A 19,726-nucleotide genomic window follows, 5' to 3' on the forward strand; every position below is an offset into this window, starting at 1 on the left:
TTAATGAGCGAATCTAATCTTGCTTTGCGCCCTGCGCCGTCCGCCGTCACCGGCCTGGGGGCCGTGGGCCTGGCATTCAAGCGCGCGCTGGTCTCGCAATGCCATCCCAAAATGCTGATGGCCTTGTTTTTGCCTTTTCTGATTGCGCTGCTCGGGGCCATTATATTGCTTTGGGCGTTCTGGGCGCCATTGACGGAATGGATGAACGCCCAGGCGTCCGACTGGGGCGTCGTCAACCAGATCGACCAATGGATGCTGGCCATCGGCCTGTTTTCCATCAAGCTCTACCTGATTCCGGTGCTGGCGGTCTGTGTGCTGTTGCCGATTTCGGGCATATTGGGGCTGATCATCGCCGCCATATTTGTCATGCCCATTGTCTTGAGCCATCTTGAAAAGGGCGAATACAAGGGCGTGTCGCGCCAGGGGCAGTTTTCCACGGCGGTAGGCGCCTGGAACGCCGTCTGGGTGGGTATCATCTTTGCGGTCGGCTGGGTCATGACCATGCCCTTGTGGCTGATTCCCCCCTTGCCCGTGTTGCTGCCCATTTTCTGGTGGGCTTTCGCTTTCACCCGCATGCTCAGGGTCGATGCCATCATCGAGCACGGCAGCGCGCAAGAGCGCCGGCTGCTGTGGCGCCGTCATAATCGCCAGTTGTGGCTGATTGGCGTCATTCTGGCGCTGATCAACCTGTTTCCGCCTGCTTGGCTGTTTCTGCCAGTATTCTCGGCACTGGTCTTCGCGCATTTCAGCCTCGAGGCATTAAGGCAGTTGCGCGTGCAGACGGTGGTCGAGGCCTGAACGCCATTTATTCAATAACACAACAAGATCTGGAACGCTATGGACACCCTTACACGCAAAGTGCGATTGATCATTATCGGCGACGAAATCTTGTCGGGACGGCGGCAGGACAAGCATTTCAGCAAGCTGGTCGAGCTGCTGTCGCAGCGGGGCATGCAACTGGCGGGGGCGGAGTTCATTTCCGACGAACGCAATGTCATTGCCTCGACACTGGCGCGAAGCTTTGCCACCGACGATATTGTTTTTGCCTGCGGCGGCATCGGCGCCACACCCGACGATCAGACCCGCCAGGCGGCCGCGCAAGCGCTTGGGGTCGAGCTTGCGTTGCATCCAGAGGCCGAACGGCTGATTGCCGAGCGCTGTGCCGATAACGAAAGGCGCGGGCAGGGCAGCGGCGACATGAGCCTGCCCGAAAACCAGCAGCGTCTGCAAATGGGCGTATTCCCGGCCGGGGCCGACATCGTCCCCAACGCCTATAACAAGATTCCGGGTTTTTTCATTAAAGACCACACCTTCATGCCCGGGTTTCCCGTGATGGCGTGGCCCATGATGGAATGGACGCTCGATACCCGCTACAAGCATTTGCATCATCAATCCACGCGGGTGGAGCATTCCTTCCTGGTGTTCAAACTGCCGGAGTCGCGGATTACCCCGGCGCTGGAAGAGCTGGAAAGGCGCTGGCCGGGGATCAAGGCCTTCAGCCTGCCGAGCATGGGCGGAGAAGGGCATCCCCACATCGATCTGGGGGTGCGGGGCGAGCCCGAGGCGGCCGCCCAGGCCTTGGCATTTTTGCGGGACGAAGTCGGGAAAGTCGGGGGAGAGCTCAGCCCGCCTGAAAAATAACACTTGCCAGACAGCAGGTTTTTTTCATATTATGGAATTGTTGCGTTGCGTCAAAATCAGACTATGCCACGATCCACTTTATTTACTCCTTCCTCGAATGGCGTTTCCGCCATCAACGATTCGCAAATAACAATACAGGTGCTGGAGCGCGCCATGCGGCTGCTGGACGTATTGGCCAGGCAGTCGGACCCGGTGGCGCTGAAAGACCTGGCGGCCGCAACCGGCCTGCACACTTCCACCGCGCACCGCATTCTGAACGACCTGGCCGTGGGCCGCTATGTAGAGCGGGTCGATAGCGGGTTGTACCAATTGGGCATGCGCTTGCTGGAACTGGGCTCCCTGGTCAAGGGGCGGCTCAATGTGCGCGAGGTGGCGCTCGAGCCCATGCGCGAATTGCATAAGGTAACCGGCCAGACCATCAACCTGTCTTTGCAGCAGGGCGACGAGATCGTCTACATCGAGCGCGCCTGGAGCGAGCGTTCGGGCATGCAGGTCGTGCGCGCCATAGGCGGGCGGGCGCCCTTGCACCTGACCTCGACAGGCAAGCTGTTTTTGTCCGTCAGCGATCCCAGGCAGGTCAGGGCATACGCCATGCGTACCGGCCTGGCCGGCACGACGCGCAACAGCATTACGCAAACCGACCAGCTCGAGCGCGATCTGGCGCAGGTGCGGCGCCATGGCTATTCGCGTGACAATGAAGAACTTGAGCTGGGCGTGCGCTGCATTGCGGCCGGGGTGTACGACGATACCGGCAAACTTCAGGCCGGCTTGTCGATCTCGGCTCCGGCGGAACGCATGCGCGATGAATGGATTCCCATTCTGCTGCGCACCGCCGCGCAGATATCCGAGGCGCTGGGATACGAGGCCAGCCAGTAATTCCATCGCTTCGCCTTCACGCTTGATCTGAACATGGCATAGGCAAACTGTTTGATCCAGCGCATAAAAAAAGCATCTCGTGACACGAGATGCTTTTTTAACGATTAAAGCGGCTGCCGGCTTATTGTGGTTCTATGCCGGATTTCTTGAACAGTTCGGCCCATTGAGGCACCTGCTGTTCTACTTTCTTGGTCAGTGCCTCGGGGTTGGCTTCGTCGGTCAGCACGGTGGCGCCCAGGCCGGCCATGCGTTTCTGGAAGTCTTCAGAGGCCAGGCCGGCTTGCAGGGCAGCAATCAGCTTGTCCGTCACGGGCTTGGGCGTGCCTTTGGGCGCCCACATGCCGTGCCAGATGCCGACCTCGAAATCAGCGAAACCGGATTCCTGCATGGTGGGCAGGTCGGGCAGGGTGGGAACACGCTGCTTGCTGGTGACGGCATAGGCCTTTACGGTGCCGGCCTTGATGTGCTGGGTGGTATTGGTGGTTTGGTCGCACAGGACATCAACCTGCTTGCCCAGCAAGTCGTTCATGGCGGGGCCGGTTCCCTTGTAGGGGATGGTCAGCAGGTCGACGCCAATGGCGTTGGTGAACATGGTGCCGCACAGGTGGCTTGCGGCGCCGATGCCGGCGTTGGCCAGCGATACCTTGTCTTTATTGGCTTTCAGGTATTCAACCAGTTCCTGGACGTTATTGGGCGGGAAGTCGGCGCGCGCGATGATGGTCATGGGCACGTCGACCACCAGGCCGATGGGTTCGAAGCTGGTCTTGGGATCGTAGCCGGGATCTTTGTACAGCGACGGTGCGGTCGAAAAGCCGATGTGCATCAGCAAGAAGCTGTAGCCGTCCGGCTTGGCGCGCGCAATCTGGCTGGTTCCGATGGTGCCGCCGGCGCCGGCCTTGTTCTCGACGACAATGGTCTGGCCCAGCGTGGGGCGCATAGCTTCGGCCAACGAGCGCGCAACGTTGTCAGTGGGGCCGCCAGCAGAAAACGGCACCACCATGTTAATGGCGTGGTCAGGGTAGTCGGCGGCCTGGGCTGCGCCGGCGCCAAGCAGCGCGCTGACGAACAGGGCGGAGCCGAGTTTTAGGGTCTTGTGCTTCATTCAAACTCCCTTTGTAAACAACAAAGTAAAAATATTAAGTAACTGTAAGCGCAAATAGCGGTCCGAATTGAATACTAGGGCAAAAAGCCTAGACTGTCGCCTAGGTTAACCCCCTATAACCCAGTGGCCGAGGGCGTCCGGCCGCTGTTTTGGCCGTACTCTATTCAGTGTTGCATCGCAGCAAAAAAGGCTTGACTTGCCTGTTTATTAACGTAAAATAGTTTTTGTGCGTTGCAGCATGGAAGGTTTTCATACACGTTAGGTGATTTGCTTAGCCTTCTTTATTTTTACGTTTGAACCTACCTGTTCAATTACTACGAATCGCCCACCTCGCGGTTCATTTATAAAGGAAACATCATGAGCGCAATCCCTCAACAAGTCCTGGCCAACCAAAAAGCTTCGCTGGACAATCTGCTTGCCGTTCAGGGCACATTCTTTGGCGGTTTCGAAAAACTCGTCGACCTGAACCTGAAAGTCATCAAGGCTACGTTCGACGAAGTGGCCCAAAAATCGCAAGAAGCGATCGAACTGAAAGATGCGCAGGAAGCCCTGGCCTTCACCTCCGGCCTGGTGCAGCCCAACGCTGAAAAGGCGCTGGCCTACAGCAAGCATGTTTATGACATCGTGTCGGGCGTGCAAGTCGATCTGTCCAAGCTGACGGAAGAACAAATCGCCCAAGGTCAAAAACAGGTTTCCGACGCCATCGACCAGATTTCGAAGACGGCCCCCACCGGTTCCGAAGGTGCCGTGGCCCTGCTGAAGTCCTCGCTGGCAACGGCCAACAGCGCCTACGAATCGGTTGCCAAGGCAACTCGCCAGGCTGCCGAAGCCGCCGAGTCCAACATCAGCGCCGCCACCAACGCAACCTTCAAGGCCGCTTCCGATGCCGCTGAAGCCGCGACCAAAGCAGCGCCTCGCGCCCGTCGCGCTACCGCAGCCTGATTAGCGTAGCCGTACCCGTGCCCGCCTGATTGTACCGGCGGGTAAAAAAGCCCAAAGCAATGTTTGCTTTGGGCTTTTTGCATTGCGCATGTGCGTTTCGTTGTGGGCGCCGACTGCTTTCCCGGCCGCTTGCGTTTCAGCCCTGGCCTTGTTGCGCCAGCGCCCGCACACATTCACCGATCAGGGCGGGGCCGCGATAAATCAGTCCTGTATACAGCTGGATGGCATCGGCGCCCGCCGCCAATTTTTCGCGCGCCTGCTGACCCGACAAAATGCCCCCCACCCCGATGATGGGGAAGCCCGCCCCCAATTGCTGGCGCAAGCGGGCAATGACTTCGAGCGACAGCACATGGACGGGCGGACCCGACAAGCCCCCGGTCTCGTCGGCATGGGGCAGGCCCCGCACGGCTTCGCGCGACAGTGTTGTATTGGTGGCGATCACACCGTCCACGCCGTGGCGGGGCAGCAGCCCGGCGATGATGTCGACCTGCTCTGTGCTCAGGTCGGGGGCGATCTTCACCACCATGGGCACAAGCCGGCCGTGCTGGTCGGCAAGGGCTTTGCGTTTTTCCTGCAGCGGCTGCAAGAGCTGGGTGAGTTCGTCCTGTCCCTGTAAATTGCGCAGATTCTGGGTATTCGGCGACGAGATGTTCACGGTAATGTAATCGGCGTGCGCATAGACGCCTTCCAGTCCCAGCAGATAATCATCGACCGCCCGTTCGATGGGCGTTGCGGCATTCTTGCCGATGTTCAGGCCCAGGATGCCGCCCTGGCTGCGCCATTGGCTGTTCCGGACATTGGCAATAAAGGTGTCCAGCCCCTGATTATTGAAACCGAGGCGATTGATCAGGGCTTGGGCGCGCGGCAGCCGGAACATGCGCGGCTTGGGATTGCCCGGTTGCGGCAAGGGGGTGACCGTGCCGACCTCGACAAAACCGAACCCCAGGTTGCCCAGCGCGTCGATATGGGCGCCGTTCTTGTCCAGGCCCGCAGCCAGTCCCACCGGATTGCGAAAAGCCAGGCCCATCAGCGTGCAGGGGTACTCTGGCCGCGCCGCCATCAGATTGCGGGTCAAGCTGCAGTCGTAGGCTTTCTGCAAGGACTTGAGCGTGAGCTCGTGGGCGGTTTCGGCATCCAGGGAAAACAGTGCCGAGCGGGCCAGCGGGTAAGTATTGAACAGGAATGACATGCGTAGTGTGGTTCAGGCCGGGTCGGGTTCCGCCCAGACGCCATCTTTCAGGAGCTGGAACGGGCGATATTGTGATTTGTAGGCCATTTTACGGCTTTCCGCGATCCAGTAGCCCAGGTACAGCCAGGGCAGGTGCAGTGCGCGGCATTGTTCGATTTGCCACAGTACCCCGTAGGTGCCCAGACTGCCCGCCGCATCGGGGTCGAAAAAAGTGTAGACCGACGACAGCCCGGTATCCAGGACATCTATCATGGACACCATCTGCAATTGGCCGGATGGCGTGCGGAACTCGACCATCTTCGAGTCGACGCGGCTGGTCAGCAAAAACTGGGTGTATTGAGTACGGCTGTCTTCGTCCATGCCCGCGCCGGGATGCCGGCCCAGCTGATAACGCTGATACAGCTCGAAATGCTCTGTGTTCCAGTGCAGCGGCAGGCTGTGGGCGACAAGCTGCCCGTGGCGGTTCCAGGTCTTGCGCTGGGTGCGATTGCGTTGGAATCGATTGACGTCTATGCGTATGGGCAGGCATGCCTGGCAACGGTCGCAGTGGGGACGATAGGTAAACAGGCCGCTGCGCCGAAAGCCCTGTTCGACCAACTGGGAATAGGTTTGCGCGTCGATAAGATGCGTAGGCGCCGCAACCTGAGAGCGTGCATCCAGGCCGGACAGATAGCTGCAAGGGTAGACGGCAGTGGAATAAAACTGCAATGTTTTGAAGCTTGGCTCGGACGGGTGGCTCATGACGGAATCCGGTAGCGCGGTATGGAAATCATTATGGCGTTATTCACGCGCTGGGCGCAAGCTGGCCGGATTGCCGTATTTCGCCATGCCCCCATTCGGGCGCGGGTTGTTGCAGCGCCTGCTCCAGCAAGGCCATGAATCGCTTGCGGCTGATCGGGTGCGCGCCCAGGCTGGACAGGTGGCTGGTTTGCTGCTGGCAGTCTATGTGCCCGATTCCGCGGCGCTGCAGGAAGCGTACCAGGTAGGCGACCGCAATCTTGCTGGCGTCGGTGGCAAGGCTGAACATGGACTCGCCAAAAAAGAACCGGCCCTGGCATACCCCGTACAGGCCGCCGACCAGTTGCCCGTCTATCCACGTTTCAATGCTGTGGGCCGCGCCCGCCCGATGCCAGGCCAGGTAGGCGGCCTGTACATCCGGTGAAATCCAGGTCGCATGCTGCGTCCTGCGCGGCGCCGCGCAGGCGCGGATGACTGCGGCGAAGTCTATGTTCGTGGTGACGCGGATGCGGGCATCGGCGGCGCCCTCGCTGCGGGCAATCTGGCGCAGCCGCTTGGCCAGCGAGTGCGAGGTCTTGAAGTCCGCGCAGGCCAGGACCATGCGCGGATCCGGACTCCACCACAGTATGGGGTCGCCCTCGTTGAACCATGGAAAGATTCCCCGGCGGTAGGCCTGGGTCAGGCGTTCGACCGTCAGGTCGGCGCCGGCGGCCAGCAAGCCTTCGGGCAGGGCGGCTTCCGGGTCGGGGAAGGGCGCGCCATCATCCAGCCAGATCAAGCTTGCCATGAAACACCTAATTCTTGGGAAAGGGTGTCGGAATGTCGTAATGATGCATGGGGAAGACGCCTGCCTTGCTGTCGGCGATGTAGTGTTCCAGCGTCGTGATGATGGTCCGGAACGCCAGTTCGGGCCAAGGAATATCTTCTATGCGGAAGAACGCCGCCTCGATGCTTTCGGGGCCCGGGTAAAGGTCGTCGCTCAGGACCTTGGCCAGATAGAAAAAATGCACCTGCTCGGCATGCGGAACGTCGATCACCGTATACAGCGGACCCAGTTCTATTTGCGCGCCGGCTTCTTCCTGCGTTTCGCGCATGGCCCCTTGCGCCGTGGTTTCCCCCAGCTCCATGAATCCGGCGGGCAGCGTCCATTTGTTGTAGCGGGGCTCGATGGCGCGCCGGCACAGCAGGATGCGGTCGTCGCGAATCGGCAGCACGCCGACGACATTGCGCGGATTCTGGTAGTGGATCGCACCGCAGTGATCGCATACGTCGCGTGTACGATTGTCGTCGGGCGGGATGCGTTGCGTATTTTCCGCTCCGCATTGGCTGCAAAATTTCTGGAGACGAGGAGCGGGAAAGTAGAAATTGGGGGCGTGCGATGTCATGGCGTGATTCTACCCAATGCAGGGCAGCGCACAAAACCCAGAATGCCGGCAACATCGGCCTCCGCGCAAAAGCGCAATGATGCGCTCAAGGCCGGGCTGCCGGTGACGCGCAGGGGCCCCTTGGCGGGCGCGTGCTCCAGTGCATCCAGCAGGGTGCCGCCGCCGTCCAGATGCAAGCGGGCCAGCAGGTCCGCCAGATCGCGGCCGGCAATCAGCCCCGGCCCGCGGTCTGTTTCCGCGTACAGCTTGCCGCCGTCGTCCAGCCACCAGGCCTGCACGGCCGTAATGTCCTGCCCCGTATGGCTGCGCAAGCCGGTGCCGCCGGCCTTGGCGGTGACGGTGCGCAGAATATGGGGGGCGGCGTCCAGGCGCACGAACACACGTTGCGGTCCGTTCTGGAAATACCACTGGCCCCTGTCGTCGGCCTCGTAGTTGCGATTGATGAATTGCAGGATGGGCGGGCTGCTGATGGACTCGCCCGGGCTGTACCCGCCGTCCGTGCAATGCTCGGGCAGCAGTGCGTCGCCCTGCGGGTGCAGGCGCCATTCGCCGCGCTCGGAAAGGGAAAGCCAGCCATACACATCCGGCACGTCCGGCCAGCGCGCCATTGCGGCGAGTACTTTTTCGTCCATGATCCTGTTGCCATCATCCGTTCGAGCCCGACAGCGCGCCGTGGCAGTCATGCACGGCCCCCATCGGGTCATTCAGAGATAGTCTAACGCTGGTTCAGGCGATGGGCCAGCGTGCCGCCCAGCACATGAAACGTTTCCGCCAGGCCGACCAGCATCAACACCACAAGCAGCATGACCTCGGGAAGAAACTCCTGATAGCCGTAACGGATGCCCAGGTCGCCCAGCCCGCCGCCGCCAATCGCGCCGGCCAGGGCGGAATACCCCACCAGGCTGGCCAGGGTAATGCCCAGTCCCGCGACAATGCCGGCGGACGCCTCAGGTATCAGCACCCTATGGATAATCTGCCAATGCGTGGCCCCCATGGTCTGTGCCGCTTCAATAACATGCCGGTCGACGCCGTCCAGTGCGGACTCCACATGGCGCGTCACGAACGAGGTGGCAATAATGGTCAGTGGCGCGATGGCCGCGCCCATGCCAACCGAACTGCCTAGCAGCACATGCGTCAGCGGAATCGCCGTCGCCAGCAGAATGATGGCCGGCGTGGACTGCACGGCGTGCGCGGCCAGGTTCAGGAAGCGGTGGGCGGCCGGGGCAGAAATAGCGCCATGGCTGGCCATATACAGGAACAGGCCCAGCAGTCCGCCCAGCACCAGGCCCACCAGCCCCGATACGCCGATCATGAGCAGCGTTTCGCCAAACGATGTAATGAAAAGGTCGATCATGGCCGGCGACATGGGCGGATTCCTGGATGGGACTCAGAAATTGTAGGGGCCGGCCCGGTCGAACGGAACGATCTTTTTGATAGAGGCTAATAGCCGGAAGTGATAAGGTGCGGCGCAGCTAGGGCTAGGGTCGCGCTTGACAATTGTTTGCCTTTCCTGGATGGCATCCTTCGACCTGCATCGGTAGACTCATGCCCATTCAAACTACTTTTTGGGGCGATGTCATGTCTTTAGTACGGCGGAGTATTGCGGAGTCGCTGGGTACATTCTGGCTAGTATTCGGGGGCTGCGGAAGCGCCTTGTTCGCCGCTGCATACCCAGAGCTGGGTATTGGCTTTGCGGGCGTGGCACTCGCTTTCGGCTTGACCTTGCTGACCATGTGCTACGCGATCGGAAATATTTCCGGCTGCCACATTAATCCGGCGGTTACGCTTGGGCTGGTTGCCGGCGGCCGATTCCCTGTGCGCGAATTATTGCCTTATGTTGTGGCGCAAGTGGTGGGCGGTATCTTGGCCGGCGGGGTGCTTTATCTTATTGCGACGGGAAAAGCAGGCTTCGATCCGGTGAGCGGGTTTGCTTCGAATGGCTACGGGGAGCATTCTCCCGACAACTATAGCCTTGCCGCAGCGCTGATGGCAGAAATCGTGCTTACCGCTTTCTTTCTATTTATTATCATGGGCGCCACCCACAAGAGGGGCCATGCCGGCTTGGCAGGGGTAGCCATTGGCTTATCGCTCACCTTGATACACCTTATCAGCATACCTATCACGAATACTTCGGTTAATCCCGCGCGGTCGACAGGTGTGGCCCTGTTTCAGGGGACTTGGGCGATCGATCAATTATGGTTGTTTTGGCTGGCGCCTTTGTTGGGCGGTGTTCTAGGGGCGATCATCTACCGCTGCCTTTACGCCAGTGACGACTGAAGCGCTTGCCGGCATCCTCGCATAACCTCTTCGAGGCTGCCCGCTTACCCCGCCGGCCAATGCTGCGATTGAATATGTCAGCTTTTGATTCAGCCGCTTGGCTAAAGTAGATGAAAGCGGTTCATCGGGGCTTGGGATTCAATGTGGCTGGCGGGAACCGGTCATTGGGCACAAGGCTTGCTGTGCTAGCACAGCATCCCACACTACTAGCCCAGGAAGGCCGATCATGAATCCAAACAGCAAAGGAAAGGGCAAGGATATATCCCGCGCCTCGTATGAAAAGGAAACCACTGAACGCGAGCATGCTGAAAATGAGAAGCACATCAAAGGCAAGCGGCGCTCCTGGATGAACGCACCGGTAGACCCTAATTCGCCCACCACCAATATCAACTTCCCGCCCGGCATCGAGCCGGAGGATGCTGTGGACCCCGGAAGGGCTACGCCGGGCGCGCCGCCAACAGACAACCGTTCAGGAAAAAAAGAATGACACGATGATTCCTTCTGGGCGCATCACTAGGCCGTTGAGGCCCTGTTCATCCCGCATGCATCGGGTTGCGCCGCTGCGTGAACACCACGCAGTACAGTGGTTACGCTAATGGTGCAGGCTGATCATCTTTTGGGCGCCTCTACGGTCACCGAGGCAGACATGACCAGTCCCTTGTTTTGAAGGGAAATCTTGATGCGCTTGCCGTGTAGGGAGGTGTCGTTGATCACGGAAGAAAGCATCTTAATAAGTTCTTCCTTATTGAGGTCGATGACGTGTACATCCACGTCTACCCGAGTTGGTCCTTCGCGCAAATGAAGAATGCAGCCCCCATGGTCCGGCAAATTGTCATAAGCCAAAATATGGTGCTTCAGCGAGCGACTCAATTCTTCAACAAACTTTCCGTAGCTCATAGTTTATCTGCCGTGGTCAACTCGCCCTGACATGCAGGAGTGCTTGATATGCTGCGGCCCGAGGGGCCTCAATCATCACCTGATCCTCGCTGAACCTCACGCCGTTTCCGACTTGATACCGACTTCTGCGCACCAGTTGTTCAACAATCACGCCACTATAATAATCGACTGAGGAGGCGGGAAGGGCGGTCACCCGAACGGGTATCCACCGCTAGGTGGATTGGGCCGTCAGGTGCACAATGTCTTCCACCGCAAGCTTGAGTGCGCCCGGCGCGCGATGCCCCGCCCGATACGCCGACCAATACCAATGCGACGATTTGTTGTGCCGGACTTTTTGTGAGTGGATAAACAGCCGCGCGGTACCCAAGTGCTCGACGTTGAAGCTAATTGATCTGTGTTTATAAGCAGTGTTTTTAACGCAAAAAAAGCCCGCATGGCGGCGGGCTGATTTGCTTTTGCGGACCGGGCGAATTATTGCGGACTAAGAGTATCTTAATAATCCCTCAAAATCGGCATAGATGCTGGAGGCGCAACTCGGAATCGAACCGGGGTACACGGATTTGCAATCCGCTGCATAACCACTCTGCCATTGCGCCGCAGGTTTCGGCTTGACGCAGCCAAGCCGAAACGCATGAAGCAAAAGAGTATAGCATTACTTGACGGTTACAGCAGCCAGTCTATGGGCAGGTGGGACGAAAACCAGACGCCGGCCCGTTTCCAGACGGTGGTTTCCGGCTCGGTATCGTGGCGCAGCAGCTTGCCATCGTGATGTTCCAGCCAGTACAAGTCCCCGTCCTCTGACAGGCGGACTTCGTACGAGCGCAGGGGGATGTCCGAGTCGAAGGCGGCAGCAATCTTTTGCGCAAGCGCCGGGCTTTCGATCACGAAGCCCAGCTCGGTATTCAAGGCGGCCGAGCGGGGGTCGAAGTTGAAGGAGCCCACAAAGAAATGCTGGCCGTCCACCGAAAAGGTTTTGGCGTGCAGGCTGGAGCCCGAGCTGCCAAAGCGGCCCGGCCGCGAACGGGGCCGTTCTTGTTCCGAATCGCTGCGCCGCATCTCGTACAGCATAATTCCCGCATTGAGCAGGTCTTTGCGCCATTTGGCGTAGCCGGCATGGACCACGGCCACGTCGGTGGCGGCCAGCGAGTTGGTGAAGATGCGTACCTTGACCCCTTTCCGGGCCATGGCCACAAACGCCTCGGTGCCGGTTTTCGTTGGAACAAAATAGGATGAAATCAGATTCAGGCTGCGCTCGGGTTCGCCCACGATGTCGCTGAGCTGATGAATCAGCAGGTCTTTCCCCTGGACCTCGCCCTGGCCTTTCCTGGGGTCGTCGCTGACCATGCGGGTCGGCGCCCAATCGAGCGCCAGCTTGCCGTCGATCAATTCCTGGACGATGGGCAGCCCGCCCAGCACTTTCATGTAGGACGCCGCGCCGGTCGAGCGCTCGGTGCTGGTGGCGGTCACGGCCAGCGCGTCAAGCGCATCGGAGGTGGCCGCGGGCAGCACTTGGGCAACCGGGAAAGAGGATTGGCTGGCCCAATACAGGTCGAAGTCCTTGGAGACTTCCTGCACGACCGGGCCGACGGCCAGCACGTCCAGGTCGGAAAATAGCACATTGTCGGTGGCGCCGAAGTATTCATCCCCGATATTGCGCCCGCCGATGATAGTGGCCTGATTGTCGGCGGTGAACGACTTGTTGTGCATGCGCCGATTGGCGCGCTTGAAGTCCGTCAGATAGCCCAGGATTTTCAGCTTGCGCAGATAGAAGGGATTGAACAGGCGCACTTCGATATTGGGGTGGGTGTCCAGCGCGGCCAACTGTGCGTCCAGGCCGGCGTTGCCGTTGTCGTCGATCAGCAGCCGTACGCGTACGCCACGATCAGCGGCGGCATGCAGCGCCTCCAGCAGCAAGATGCCCGTCGTGTCCTTGCGCCAGATGTAGTATTGAATATCCAGGCTGCGTTCGGCGGCCCTGGCCAGGAGCATCCGGGCGGCAAAGGCATCGTGCGGCGCGTCCAGCAGATAAATGCCGCTCTGGCCTTTATGTGCATCGGTTTGCGGCGCAATGGCCTTTCCGAGTGTGGTATTCCGGGCTTCGGCCAAGGCCACTGCGGACGTTGTGGTGTGGTGCTGCGGCACGGTGTGCGAACACCCTGCCAGCACAATGGCCAGGCAGAACATCAGTCCCGTGCCCAGGGCATGGACGTATTTTTGGACCATGCTGTTTCTTACCTCGCGTTTACGACCCATACATGTGAAAATTGACACCATCAAGTTGGCTGGAATGATAGCCCAGCCACGTTTTGCACGGCCGGCTATTGAATAGCGAATTTGGATTATGATTCCGTACACGTGCAAAAGTAAACGAAATAAACAAAGAGGTGTATTGAATGATCCGAATGCCAAGAGCCCGTATTGCGATGGCAAGCATCGCGGCGACGCTGTGTATGTCAGGCGCTTATGCCGGCGAGCCCACGCAGGGTGGCATCAGCGTCCGGGCCGGTTATGGCGACCACTACAAACGGGCGGAAGTCGCCTGGGAATCGCCCTCGCTTTGGTCTTATCAGTTTTCCGGCGGCCATGGGCGCCTTGACGTTGTGGCCGAATTGGGCGCGGCCTACTGGATGGCCAACAGCTCGCGTTCGCCGTCAAACGCCTGGCAATTCAGTGCCATTCCCTTCCTGCGCTGGACATGGAGCGACCGCTATTATCTGGAAGCGGGCGTTGGCCCAACGGTATTTTCGCGTACCCATTTTGCCGGAAAGAACATCAGTACGGCATTCCAGTTTGGCGACCACATCGGCGTGGGCGCCCATCTTTCGGATTCCAGCCGCATCGGCTTGCGCTATTCGCACTTTTCCAATGCAAGCATCAAGAAGCCGAATCCCGGACTCAACGTTCTGCAGTTAATATATACCTATCAGTATTAAGCCCCGCCCGGGTCCGGGCCGGGCGACGGCCCCCTGAAGGCAGCCGGGTATCATGTGTTTTTACGAAAGCGCTTAGCGGATGCGTGCATCATGGACAAGATACGGCTAGATAAATGGCTATGGGCGGCACGTTTTTACAAGACCCGAAGCGTGGCGTCGCAAGAGATCGGCAAGGGGCGGGTGCTTGTGAATGGCCAGCCCGCCAAGCCTGCACGCGAGGTTGCGGCAAACGACTTGGTCAGCGTACGCAAGGAAGACCCCGCGCTACATGTCCGGGTGCTTGCCGTCAGCAATACGCGCGGTCCGGCGCCGGCCGCCAGATTGCTCTACCAGGAAACGCCTGAAAGCGTGGCAGCACGTGAACGCGCGGCTGAAACCAGGCGCCTCGCTCCCGAGCCTGCCCATGACATCGCGATGGGGCGCCCCACGAAGCGCGACCGGCGGCAAATCGACCTGATGCGGGGAAAATAGCAAGGCTCCGGACCGGCGCCGGGGGGCAAGACCCGACGGGCGGGTTCAAGCTTCAGCGTCTTGCGCTTCGCGCTGAAGCAACTGGCGTTTGCGCTCCACCCCCCAGCGGTAGCCGGAAATGTCGCCGTCGCGGCGTACCACCCGGTGGCAGGGAATGGCGACGGCAATGCGGTTGGCGCCGCAGGCCTGCGCCACGGCGCGCACCGCTTTGGGGGAACCGATGCGCTGGGCTACTTGCGCATAGCTCACGGTGATGCCGGGCGGAATCTCGCACAAGGCTTGCCAGACGCGTTCCTGAAATGCGGTACCGCGTATGTCCAGAGGCAGGTTCAGCCCCAGCGCCGGCGCTTCGACAAAGCCTACGACCTGCGCCACCAATTGCTCGAAGCGGCCGTCGCCGCCCATCAGTTGGGCTTTAGGAAACTGATCCTGAAGATTGCGCACCAGTGCGTCGGGATCGTCGCCCAGGAGAATGGCGCAGATACCGCGCTGGCTTTGCGCGACAAGAATGGCGCCCAGCGAGCATTGTCCCACCGCGAAGCGGATCTGTGCGTTGTGCCCGCCATCGCGATATTCGCGCGGACGCATGCCCAGCATGGCCTGCGAGGCGTCGTAAAACCGGCTGTTGGAGCTGAATCCCGCTTCGTAAAGCGCGTCGGTAATGGTGCCGGGCAGGCTCAGTCCCTGGCGGAGCCTGGCGGCGCGATGGGCGTTCGCATAAGCCTTGGGCGTCAAGCCGGTTTCGCGCTTGAAGATACGATGAAAATGAAAGGGGCTCAGCCCAACCCGCGCAGCCAGCACGTCCAGGCTGGGCGGCGTTTCAGATGTCTCGATCAGCCGGCAAGCCTGGGCGACCAAGGCTGCGCGTTGGGCGGCGGCGGTGGTCTGGTCACTCGCCGCACGCCGGCTGGCCCGGTATCCAGCCGCTTCGGCCGCCGCGGCGTTCTTGAAGAATTCGACGTTCTCGCGCCTGGGCAGGCGCGCGCTGGAACTGGGCCGGCAATAAATGCCTGTCGTCTTGACGGCGTAGACAAAGTGTTCATCGGCGGCGGGATCGCGCGCCTGCACGGCCGCCCATCGCTGGTCGTCGTCAAGATAGGCAAGGCGGATCGCCGGCTCTGGCAGGGGTTTCATGTCTTTGCGGCTCCTTCAGTTGGGTTGACCGGCCCTGGCAATGAATGAAGTGTATGTCTGAACGCGGCGGCGTAAAATACGTTACTTGCGGTTGAATTCAATGCCATGCTGCGGGAAATTCAAGCGCAAGGAGCGGAGTGTCGAGGGTTCCGCCGGTCTTTTACACTGTGCCTGTTTCCTGAATATAGTGGGTGAAGGCCATGAAAACCAATCTCCATTCCTCTTTCGCATACCGCTACCGTTCTCCGGGCAGCGGGATCAGCGGCCCGGTATGCTATGCCATCGGCCAAAGCGCCCAGGGCCTGGTGTTGGCGGGGCGCAGCCGGCACGGCATTTGCGCGATTTTTCTGGGCGAAGATGCGGCAGAGCTGCGCGGCCAGCTTTCCAAGGCCTTCCCGCGCCTGGCGTTAAGCGAGGATGCTGGGGCGCTGGGCCGCGACCTGGATCGGATTATCGCCTTCCTGGACAATGGCGTCTCTGATGACGTCATTGAATTGGATATTGGCGGAACGGCTTTCCAGCAAAAGGTATGGCGTGCGCTATGCGCGATACCGGCAGGGCAAACCCGCAGTTACACCGAACTGGCCCAATCCCTGAGTGTGCCCGCGGCGGTGCGCGCCGTGGGCGGCGCTTGCGCGGCCAATGTGCTGGCGATTGCTATTCCATGCCACCGCATTGTGCGCAGCGATGGATCGATTTCCGGCTATCGCTGGGGGGTAGAGCGCAAGCGTGCGCTGCTGGCGAAGGAAGGCGCGTAACGGTGTATACGGCTGATCTGTTTGCCCAGGAACGCCTCGGTCAACGCGATGCCATAGGGCCGTGCGCCTGGGTGCTGCGCGGTTTTGCGCTGCCCTATGTGGACGAGCTGCTGCCCGCCCTTGGCCGCCTGGAGGCGGCATCCCCCTTCAGGCATATGGTGACGCCCGGCGGATTCACCATGTCGGTCGCCTTGACCAATTGCGGCGCCCTGGGCTGGGCCAGCGACCGGCGGGGCTATCGCTACACCAGCACTGATCCGGATAATGGCCAGCGCTGGCCTGCCATGCCAGGGGTGTTCGCAAGGTTGGCGGCCGAAGCGGCGGCGGCCGCCGGCTTCATGGGCTTCGAGCCCGATGCCTGCCTGGTCAACCGCTATGCCCCGGGCTCGCGCCTGTCGCTGCATCAGGACAAGGACGAGCGTGATTACGACGCGCCCATCGTTTCGGTGTCCCTGGGCATGACGGCCACTTTCCTGTTCGGCGGCCATGCGCGTTCGGACAAGACGGCAAAGATTCCGCTCTACCACGGCGATGTGGCGGTTTGGGGCGGGGAAGACCGCTTGCGTTATCACGGTGTATTGCCGCTCAAAGGCCCTTCGCATCCGCTGATGGGCGAGCAGCGCGTCAACTTCACCTTCCGCAAGGCGGGGTGAGCAGGCGCTGCGCCCGCAGCCGCCTATTCGGCCTTGAACAGATGCGGATGATCCGCCTGGATCTGGTTCATGTATTCCAGCGTGCCTGACAGGTGGTCTCTAAGGGCCTGTTGCGCCCCCTCTGGATCAAGGCGGCGGATGGCGTCGAGAATACGGCTGTGGTCGCTGATGATGCGATCCTGCTTGCCGACAACGGGCAGGTGCAGGCGGCGCAAGCGGTCGATATGGCCGCTGCGGCTGCGAACCAGATACCACAAAGGCTCTTTACTGGCGGCCTGATACAAAGCTAGGTGAAAGGCCATGTCGGCGTGGGTGAACGCGGCGAAATTCTCAGTGTCCCGGGCCGTTTCTTGCTGGCGCAGCAGGTCGGTCAGGGTGCCGATCAGTTGCGGCTGGTGCGACAGGGCAAGCTCACGCACGATTTCGCTCTCTAGGGACCGGCGCAGGAAATGCGTTTCCCGTGCAAAGGCGACATCGATCAGGCTGACCCGTGTCGACGCTTGCGGGAAGACATCGACCAGCTTTTCTTCGGCCAGTTTCAATAATGCTTCGCGCACGGGCGTCTGGCTGACATCGAATTCGACGGCCAGTTCCGCGCGCGACAACACGGTCCCTGGCGCAAGCTCAAGGGAAATGATTTTTTGCCTCAGCAATTCATACAGCTGCGGGGCTGCCTGGCGACCACGATCAAGAGCTGTTTTTGTTGTCATGCCTGTCAACAGGAATACTCGCTATACAAGAAAACGGTGGTCTGCATAATAATGCAACAGCGGCGCAGGGTCATTCAATTTCAATGAACAAGCTGCCATGCCTGCCCGCTCATCGGCCCTTGGCCTGTCTCCAGGCGGCAAAGTCGCTGCGCGTCTTTTCGTCGGTTGCGGGGTAGAGCCCGATAATGGAACGGCCGCCCAGCACCGCTTCGGTCACGAAGTCTTCGTAAGCCGTCATCTCGACAGCTTCCGCGGCAATGTCGTCGGCCAGGTGGGCAGGAATCACCACAACGCCTTCCCCATCCCCCACGATGACGTCGCCGGGAAAGACGGCCACATCGCCGCAGCCTATGGGCACATTGATATCCAGCGCTTGATGCAGCGTCAGGTTGGTGGGCGCCGAAGGACGATTGTGATAGGCGGGGATGGCCAAGCGGGCGATTTCGGGCGAGTCGCGAAAGCCGCCATCTGTAACCACGCCGGCCGCGCCGCGGGCCATCAGGCGGGAAACCAGAATGGAGCCGGCCGACGCGGCCCGCGGATCTTTGCGGCTGTCTATCATCAAGACGGCGCCTGCGGGGCATTGATCCACCGCAATGCGCTGCGGATGATTGCGGTCTTGAAAGACGGTAATGGGGTTCAGGTCTTCGCGCGCCGGAATATAGCGCAGGGTATAGGCGGCGCCCACCATATTGGGCAGATCGGGATTCAGCGGACGGACGTCCTGGATGAACTGATTGCGCAAGCCGCGTTTGAATAGAGCCGTGCACAAGGTGGCCGTGCTGATCGTGGTGAGCTTATGGCGGGTATCGGGGTTCAGGGACACGTTTGCTCCGGGTCTGTGAGGGTGAAATGGATGATTTGCGCGGCATGTTGCTGAATATCGTTAATTAAAACACTAATATATCAATCAGTAAAGCACAGAGGGCCGGCATATGCCGTGCATCCGGCCCGGCGCCCTGGCGGTGGCAACAGGCCTGCCTGCGGTAAACTCATCCAGCAAAATATCAGAACCACAGGAGTCATATTATGCGCAGACTGATACAGGCCGGTTTGGCGGCCGTTTTGGCATTGGGTGTTTCCGTGCCGGCCGCCGCCGCCGAAAAATGGCCAGCCAAGCCCTTGACATTGGTCGTGCCGTTCGGCCCGGGCTCCAGTCCCGATATGATGTCCAGGGTCATTGCGGAGCAGGCCAGCCAGACGCTGGGTCAGACCATTGTGGTGCAGAACCGGCCTGGCGCCAGCGGGAACCTGGGCACCTCGGTGATCGCCAAGGCTGCGCCGGACGGCTATACATTCGGTGTTTCCATTACCGGCCCGATGGTCAACAACACGGTGTTGTACAAGGACCTGCCCTACGATCCGAAAAAAGACATTGCGCCGCTCACGCTTGGCGTGCACCAGCCCAATATACTGGTCGTCCCCGCATCGTCGCCCATCAAGTCGCTGGACGATCTGCTGAAAGCCATGCAAGATCCGGCGACACCGTACAACTTCCCGTCCACTGGCGCGGGCACCGTATCGCATTTGTCGGTCGAACTACTGCTTGAACGCGCCGGCGGCAAAGCGGTGCATGTGCCTTATCCTTCTTCGCCCGCCGCCGTGACGTCGCTGGTGTCGGGCGACACGCACTTCGCCGCGCTGCCCCCCATTGCCGTCATGCCGCTGATCAACGATGGCCGGCTGCGCGCCCTGGCTGTGGTGTCCGACAAGCGGGTCAGCTTTCTGCCCGACACCCCGACCGTTGCCGAGCAGGGCATGGAAGGCATTGAAGGGTCGGGCTGGATCGGTTTCGTTGCGCCATCCGGCGTGCCTGCGGATATCAAGCGGCAACTGGCCGATGCCTTGGTCCAGGCCATCCATCATCCCGAGGTGCAGGCGCGCCTGCACAGCCAGTTCATGGAGCCGGTGGGCAACCAGCCAGAGGAGTTCGGCCAGTACATGGACGAAGAACTGCAGCGTTGGGCGCCGCTGATCAAGCGCCTGAACCTGAGCGTCAACTAAGGTATGCATGCCAGGT

23 protein-coding genes and 1 tRNA gene are annotated in these 19,726 nt (G+C 60.3%); 11 read left to right on the plus strand and 13 right to left on the minus strand.

Going from position 1 to position 19,726, the window contains the following annotated elements; genetic code table 11:
- The first annotated feature begins 3 nt into the window (after positions 1-3).
- The 3 genes from RE432_RS09825 (at position 4) to RE432_RS09835 (ending at position 2,517) form a co-directional block, all read left to right on the plus strand.
- Complete coding sequence (locus tag RE432_RS09825) at positions 4-798, plus strand: EI24 domain-containing protein (protein ID WP_310933247.1); 795 nt, start codon at positions 4-6, stop codon at positions 796-798.
- A gap of 39 nt (positions 799-837) precedes the next feature.
- A complete protein-coding gene (locus tag RE432_RS09830) occupies positions 838-1,641 on the plus strand; it encodes a molybdopterin-binding protein (protein ID WP_310933248.1) in 804 nt (267 codons plus the stop codon).
- A gap of 63 nt (positions 1,642-1,704) precedes the next feature.
- Complete coding sequence (locus tag RE432_RS09835) at positions 1,705-2,517, plus strand: IclR family transcriptional regulator (protein ID WP_310933249.1); 813 nt, start codon at positions 1,705-1,707, stop codon at positions 2,515-2,517.
- Between the two features lie 121 nt (positions 2,518-2,638).
- On the opposite strand, the gene RE432_RS09840 is transcribed toward RE432_RS09835, so the two are convergent.
- Positions 2,639-3,619 carry a tripartite tricarboxylate transporter substrate binding protein BugD gene (locus tag RE432_RS09840; RefSeq protein ID WP_310933250.1) on the minus strand — a complete coding sequence of 327 codons (981 nt, stop codon included), beginning with the start codon at positions 3,617-3,619 and terminating at the stop codon, positions 2,639-2,641.
- Positions 3,620-3,976: 357 nt separating this feature from the next.
- Between RE432_RS09840 and phaP the strand changes: the two genes are divergently transcribed.
- Positions 3,977-4,561, plus strand: coding sequence for a TIGR01841 family phasin (gene phaP / locus RE432_RS09845; protein WP_310933251.1), 585 nt, complete (start codon positions 3,977-3,979; stop codon positions 4,559-4,561).
- Between the two features lie 136 nt (positions 4,562-4,697).
- On the opposite strand, the gene RE432_RS09850 is transcribed toward phaP, so the two are convergent.
- From RE432_RS09850 to RE432_RS09875, 6 genes are all read right to left on the minus strand, one after another.
- Entirely contained in the window at positions 4,698-5,750 is a 1,053-nt protein-coding gene (locus RE432_RS09850) for a quinone-dependent dihydroorotate dehydrogenase (RefSeq protein ID WP_310933252.1), read from the minus strand.
- Positions 5,751-5,762: 12 nt separating this feature from the next.
- Complete coding sequence (locus RE432_RS09855) at positions 5,763-6,491, minus strand: arginyltransferase (protein WP_310933253.1); 729 nt, start codon at positions 6,489-6,491, stop codon at positions 5,763-5,765.
- 43 nt (positions 6,492-6,534) lie between these two features.
- Positions 6,535-7,275, minus strand: a complete 741-nt coding sequence (gene aat / locus RE432_RS09860; RefSeq protein ID WP_310933254.1) for a leucyl/phenylalanyl-tRNA--protein transferase — start codon at positions 7,273-7,275, stop codon at positions 6,535-6,537.
- Between the two features lie 7 nt (positions 7,276-7,282).
- A complete protein-coding gene (locus RE432_RS09865) occupies positions 7,283-7,873 on the minus strand; it encodes an NUDIX hydrolase (protein WP_310933255.1) in 591 nt (196 codons plus the stop codon).
- Positions 7,870-8,505 (minus strand): DUF2946 family protein, encoded by a 636-nt coding sequence (locus tag RE432_RS09870; protein WP_310933256.1) that lies wholly within the window; start codon positions 8,503-8,505, stop codon positions 7,870-7,872. Before RE432_RS09870 ends, RE432_RS09865 begins: the two co-directional genes overlap by 4 nt.
- Before the next feature lie 83 nt (positions 8,506-8,588).
- Positions 8,589-9,239: an ABC transporter permease subunit gene (locus tag RE432_RS09875; RefSeq protein WP_310933257.1), complete on the minus strand. Its 651-nt coding sequence runs from the start codon at positions 9,237-9,239 to the stop codon at positions 8,589-8,591.
- A 212-nt stretch (positions 9,240-9,451) separates the two neighbouring features.
- Between RE432_RS09875 and aqpZ the strand changes: the two genes are divergently transcribed.
- Positions 9,452-10,150, plus strand: a complete 699-nt coding sequence (aqpZ, locus tag RE432_RS09880) for an aquaporin Z (RefSeq protein ID WP_310934190.1) — start codon at positions 9,452-9,454, stop codon at positions 10,148-10,150.
- A 226-nt stretch (positions 10,151-10,376) separates the two neighbouring features.
- Entirely contained in the window at positions 10,377-10,637 is a 261-nt protein-coding gene (locus RE432_RS09885) for a hypothetical protein (protein ID WP_310933258.1), read from the plus strand.
- Positions 10,638-10,759: 122 nt separating this feature from the next.
- Here the strand turns inward: RE432_RS09885 and RE432_RS09890 are convergent, their stop codons facing one another.
- The 3 genes from RE432_RS09890 to RE432_RS09900 form a co-directional block, all read right to left on the minus strand.
- A complete protein-coding gene (locus RE432_RS09890; RefSeq protein ID WP_310933259.1) occupies positions 10,760-11,047 on the minus strand; it encodes a hypothetical protein in 288 nt (95 codons plus the stop codon).
- Positions 11,048-11,569: 522 nt separating this feature from the next.
- A tRNA-Cys gene (locus tag RE432_RS09895) sits at positions 11,570-11,643 on the minus strand.
- Positions 11,644-11,710: 67 nt separating this feature from the next.
- The gene (locus tag RE432_RS09900) at positions 11,711-13,270 is read right to left on the minus strand and encodes a phospholipase D family protein (protein WP_310933260.1); all 1,560 of its coding nucleotides are present in this window, start codon (positions 13,268-13,270) and stop codon (positions 11,711-11,713) included.
- Positions 13,271-13,497: 227 nt separating this feature from the next.
- Between RE432_RS09900 and RE432_RS09905 the strand changes: the two genes are divergently transcribed.
- Positions 13,498-13,980 (plus strand): acyloxyacyl hydrolase, encoded by a 483-nt coding sequence (locus RE432_RS09905; protein ID WP_310933261.1) that lies wholly within the window; start codon positions 13,498-13,500, stop codon positions 13,978-13,980.
- A gap of 90 nt (positions 13,981-14,070) precedes the next feature.
- Entirely contained in the window at positions 14,071-14,451 is a 381-nt protein-coding gene (locus RE432_RS09910) for an RNA-binding S4 domain-containing protein (RefSeq protein WP_310933262.1), read from the plus strand.
- A gap of 45 nt (positions 14,452-14,496) precedes the next feature.
- Here RE432_RS09910 and ada read toward each other — a convergent pair whose 3' ends face one another.
- Positions 14,497-15,585, minus strand: a complete 1,089-nt coding sequence (ada, locus tag RE432_RS09915; protein WP_310933263.1) for a bifunctional DNA-binding transcriptional regulator/O6-methylguanine-DNA methyltransferase Ada — start codon at positions 15,583-15,585, stop codon at positions 14,497-14,499.
- 200 nt (positions 15,586-15,785) lie between these two features.
- Here ada and RE432_RS09920 point away from each other — a divergent pair, with 200 nt between their 5' ends.
- A complete protein-coding gene (locus RE432_RS09920; protein WP_310933264.1) occupies positions 15,786-16,343 on the plus strand; it encodes a methylated-DNA--[protein]-cysteine S-methyltransferase in 558 nt (185 codons plus the stop codon).
- A gap of 2 nt (positions 16,344-16,345) precedes the next feature.
- On the plus strand, positions 16,346-16,996 hold the full coding sequence (alkB, locus tag RE432_RS09925) for a DNA oxidative demethylase AlkB (RefSeq protein WP_310933265.1): 651 nt from the start codon (positions 16,346-16,348) through the stop codon (positions 16,994-16,996).
- Between the two features lie 23 nt (positions 16,997-17,019).
- Here the strand turns inward: alkB and RE432_RS09930 are convergent, their stop codons facing one another.
- Together RE432_RS09930 and RE432_RS09935 are read right to left on the minus strand one after the other, a co-directional pair.
- Complete coding sequence (locus RE432_RS09930) at positions 17,020-17,706, minus strand: GntR family transcriptional regulator (RefSeq protein WP_310933266.1); 687 nt, start codon at positions 17,704-17,706, stop codon at positions 17,020-17,022.
- 109 nt (positions 17,707-17,815) lie between these two features.
- On the minus strand, positions 17,816-18,526 hold the full coding sequence (locus tag RE432_RS09935) for a ribonuclease activity regulator RraA (RefSeq protein WP_310934191.1): 711 nt from the start codon (positions 18,524-18,526) through the stop codon (positions 17,816-17,818).
- A gap of 209 nt (positions 18,527-18,735) precedes the next feature.
- On the opposite strand from RE432_RS09935, the gene RE432_RS09940 reads away from it, so the two are divergent.
- A complete protein-coding gene (locus tag RE432_RS09940; RefSeq protein ID WP_310933267.1) occupies positions 18,736-19,710 on the plus strand; it encodes a tripartite tricarboxylate transporter substrate binding protein in 975 nt (324 codons plus the stop codon).
- Positions 19,711-19,726: the final 16 nt, after the last annotated feature.

The sequence above is a fragment of the Pusillimonas sp. SM2304 genome (assembly GCF_031628915.1).
Lineage (GTDB): Bacteria > Pseudomonadota > Gammaproteobacteria > Burkholderiales > Burkholderiaceae_B > Pusillimonas_C.

Excerpts from the sequence above, each read along its gene's own strand:
- phaP (WP_310933251.1), top strand. The coding sequence starts at position 3,977 with ATGAGCGCAATCCCTCAACAAGTCCTGGCCAACCAAAAAGCTTCGCTG.
- RE432_RS09910 (WP_310933262.1), top strand. The coding sequence starts at position 14,071 with ATGGACAAGATACGGCTAGATAAATGGCTATGGGCGGCACGTTTTTAC.
- RE432_RS09930 (WP_310933266.1), bottom strand. The coding sequence starts at position 17,706 with ATGACAACAAAAACAGCTCTTGATCGTGGTCGCCAGGCAGCCCCGCAG.
- RE432_RS09885 (WP_310933258.1), top strand. The coding sequence starts at position 10,377 with ATGAATCCAAACAGCAAAGGAAAGGGCAAGGATATATCCCGCGCCTCG.
- RE432_RS09835 (WP_310933249.1), top strand. The coding sequence starts at position 1,705 with ATGCCACGATCCACTTTATTTACTCCTTCCTCGAATGGCGTTTCCGCC.
- aat (WP_310933254.1), bottom strand. The coding sequence starts at position 7,275 with ATGGCAAGCTTGATCTGGCTGGATGATGGCGCGCCCTTCCCCGACCCG.
- RE432_RS09865 (WP_310933255.1), bottom strand. The coding sequence starts at position 7,873 with ATGACATCGCACGCCCCCAATTTCTACTTTCCCGCTCCTCGTCTCCAG.
- RE432_RS09900 (WP_310933260.1), bottom strand. The coding sequence starts at position 13,270 with ATGGTCCAAAAATACGTCCATGCCCTGGGCACGGGACTGATGTTCTGC.
- RE432_RS09830 (WP_310933248.1), top strand. The coding sequence starts at position 838 with ATGGACACCCTTACACGCAAAGTGCGATTGATCATTATCGGCGACGAA.
- RE432_RS09890 (WP_310933259.1), bottom strand. The coding sequence starts at position 11,047 with ATGAGCTACGGAAAGTTTGTTGAAGAATTGAGTCGCTCGCTGAAGCAC.
- RE432_RS09920 (WP_310933264.1), top strand. The coding sequence starts at position 15,786 with ATGAAAACCAATCTCCATTCCTCTTTCGCATACCGCTACCGTTCTCCG.
- RE432_RS09870 (WP_310933256.1), bottom strand. The coding sequence starts at position 8,505 with ATGGACGAAAAAGTACTCGCCGCAATGGCGCGCTGGCCGGACGTGCCG.
- aqpZ (WP_310934190.1), top strand. The coding sequence starts at position 9,452 with ATGTCTTTAGTACGGCGGAGTATTGCGGAGTCGCTGGGTACATTCTGG.
- RE432_RS09940 (WP_310933267.1), top strand. The coding sequence starts at position 18,736 with ATGCGCAGACTGATACAGGCCGGTTTGGCGGCCGTTTTGGCATTGGGT.
- RE432_RS09840 (WP_310933250.1), bottom strand. The coding sequence starts at position 3,619 with ATGAAGCACAAGACCCTAAAACTCGGCTCCGCCCTGTTCGTCAGCGCG.
- RE432_RS09855 (WP_310933253.1), bottom strand. The coding sequence starts at position 6,491 with ATGAGCCACCCGTCCGAGCCAAGCTTCAAAACATTGCAGTTTTATTCC.
- RE432_RS09825 (WP_310933247.1), top strand. The coding sequence starts at position 4 with ATGAGCGAATCTAATCTTGCTTTGCGCCCTGCGCCGTCCGCCGTCACC.
- ada (WP_310933263.1), bottom strand. The coding sequence starts at position 15,585 with ATGAAACCCCTGCCAGAGCCGGCGATCCGCCTTGCCTATCTTGACGAC.
- RE432_RS09905 (WP_310933261.1), top strand. The coding sequence starts at position 13,498 with ATGTCAGGCGCTTATGCCGGCGAGCCCACGCAGGGTGGCATCAGCGTC.
- RE432_RS09850 (WP_310933252.1), bottom strand. The coding sequence starts at position 5,750 with ATGTCATTCCTGTTCAATACTTACCCGCTGGCCCGCTCGGCACTGTTT.
- RE432_RS09875 (WP_310933257.1), bottom strand. The coding sequence starts at position 9,239 with ATGTCGCCGGCCATGATCGACCTTTTCATTACATCGTTTGGCGAAACG.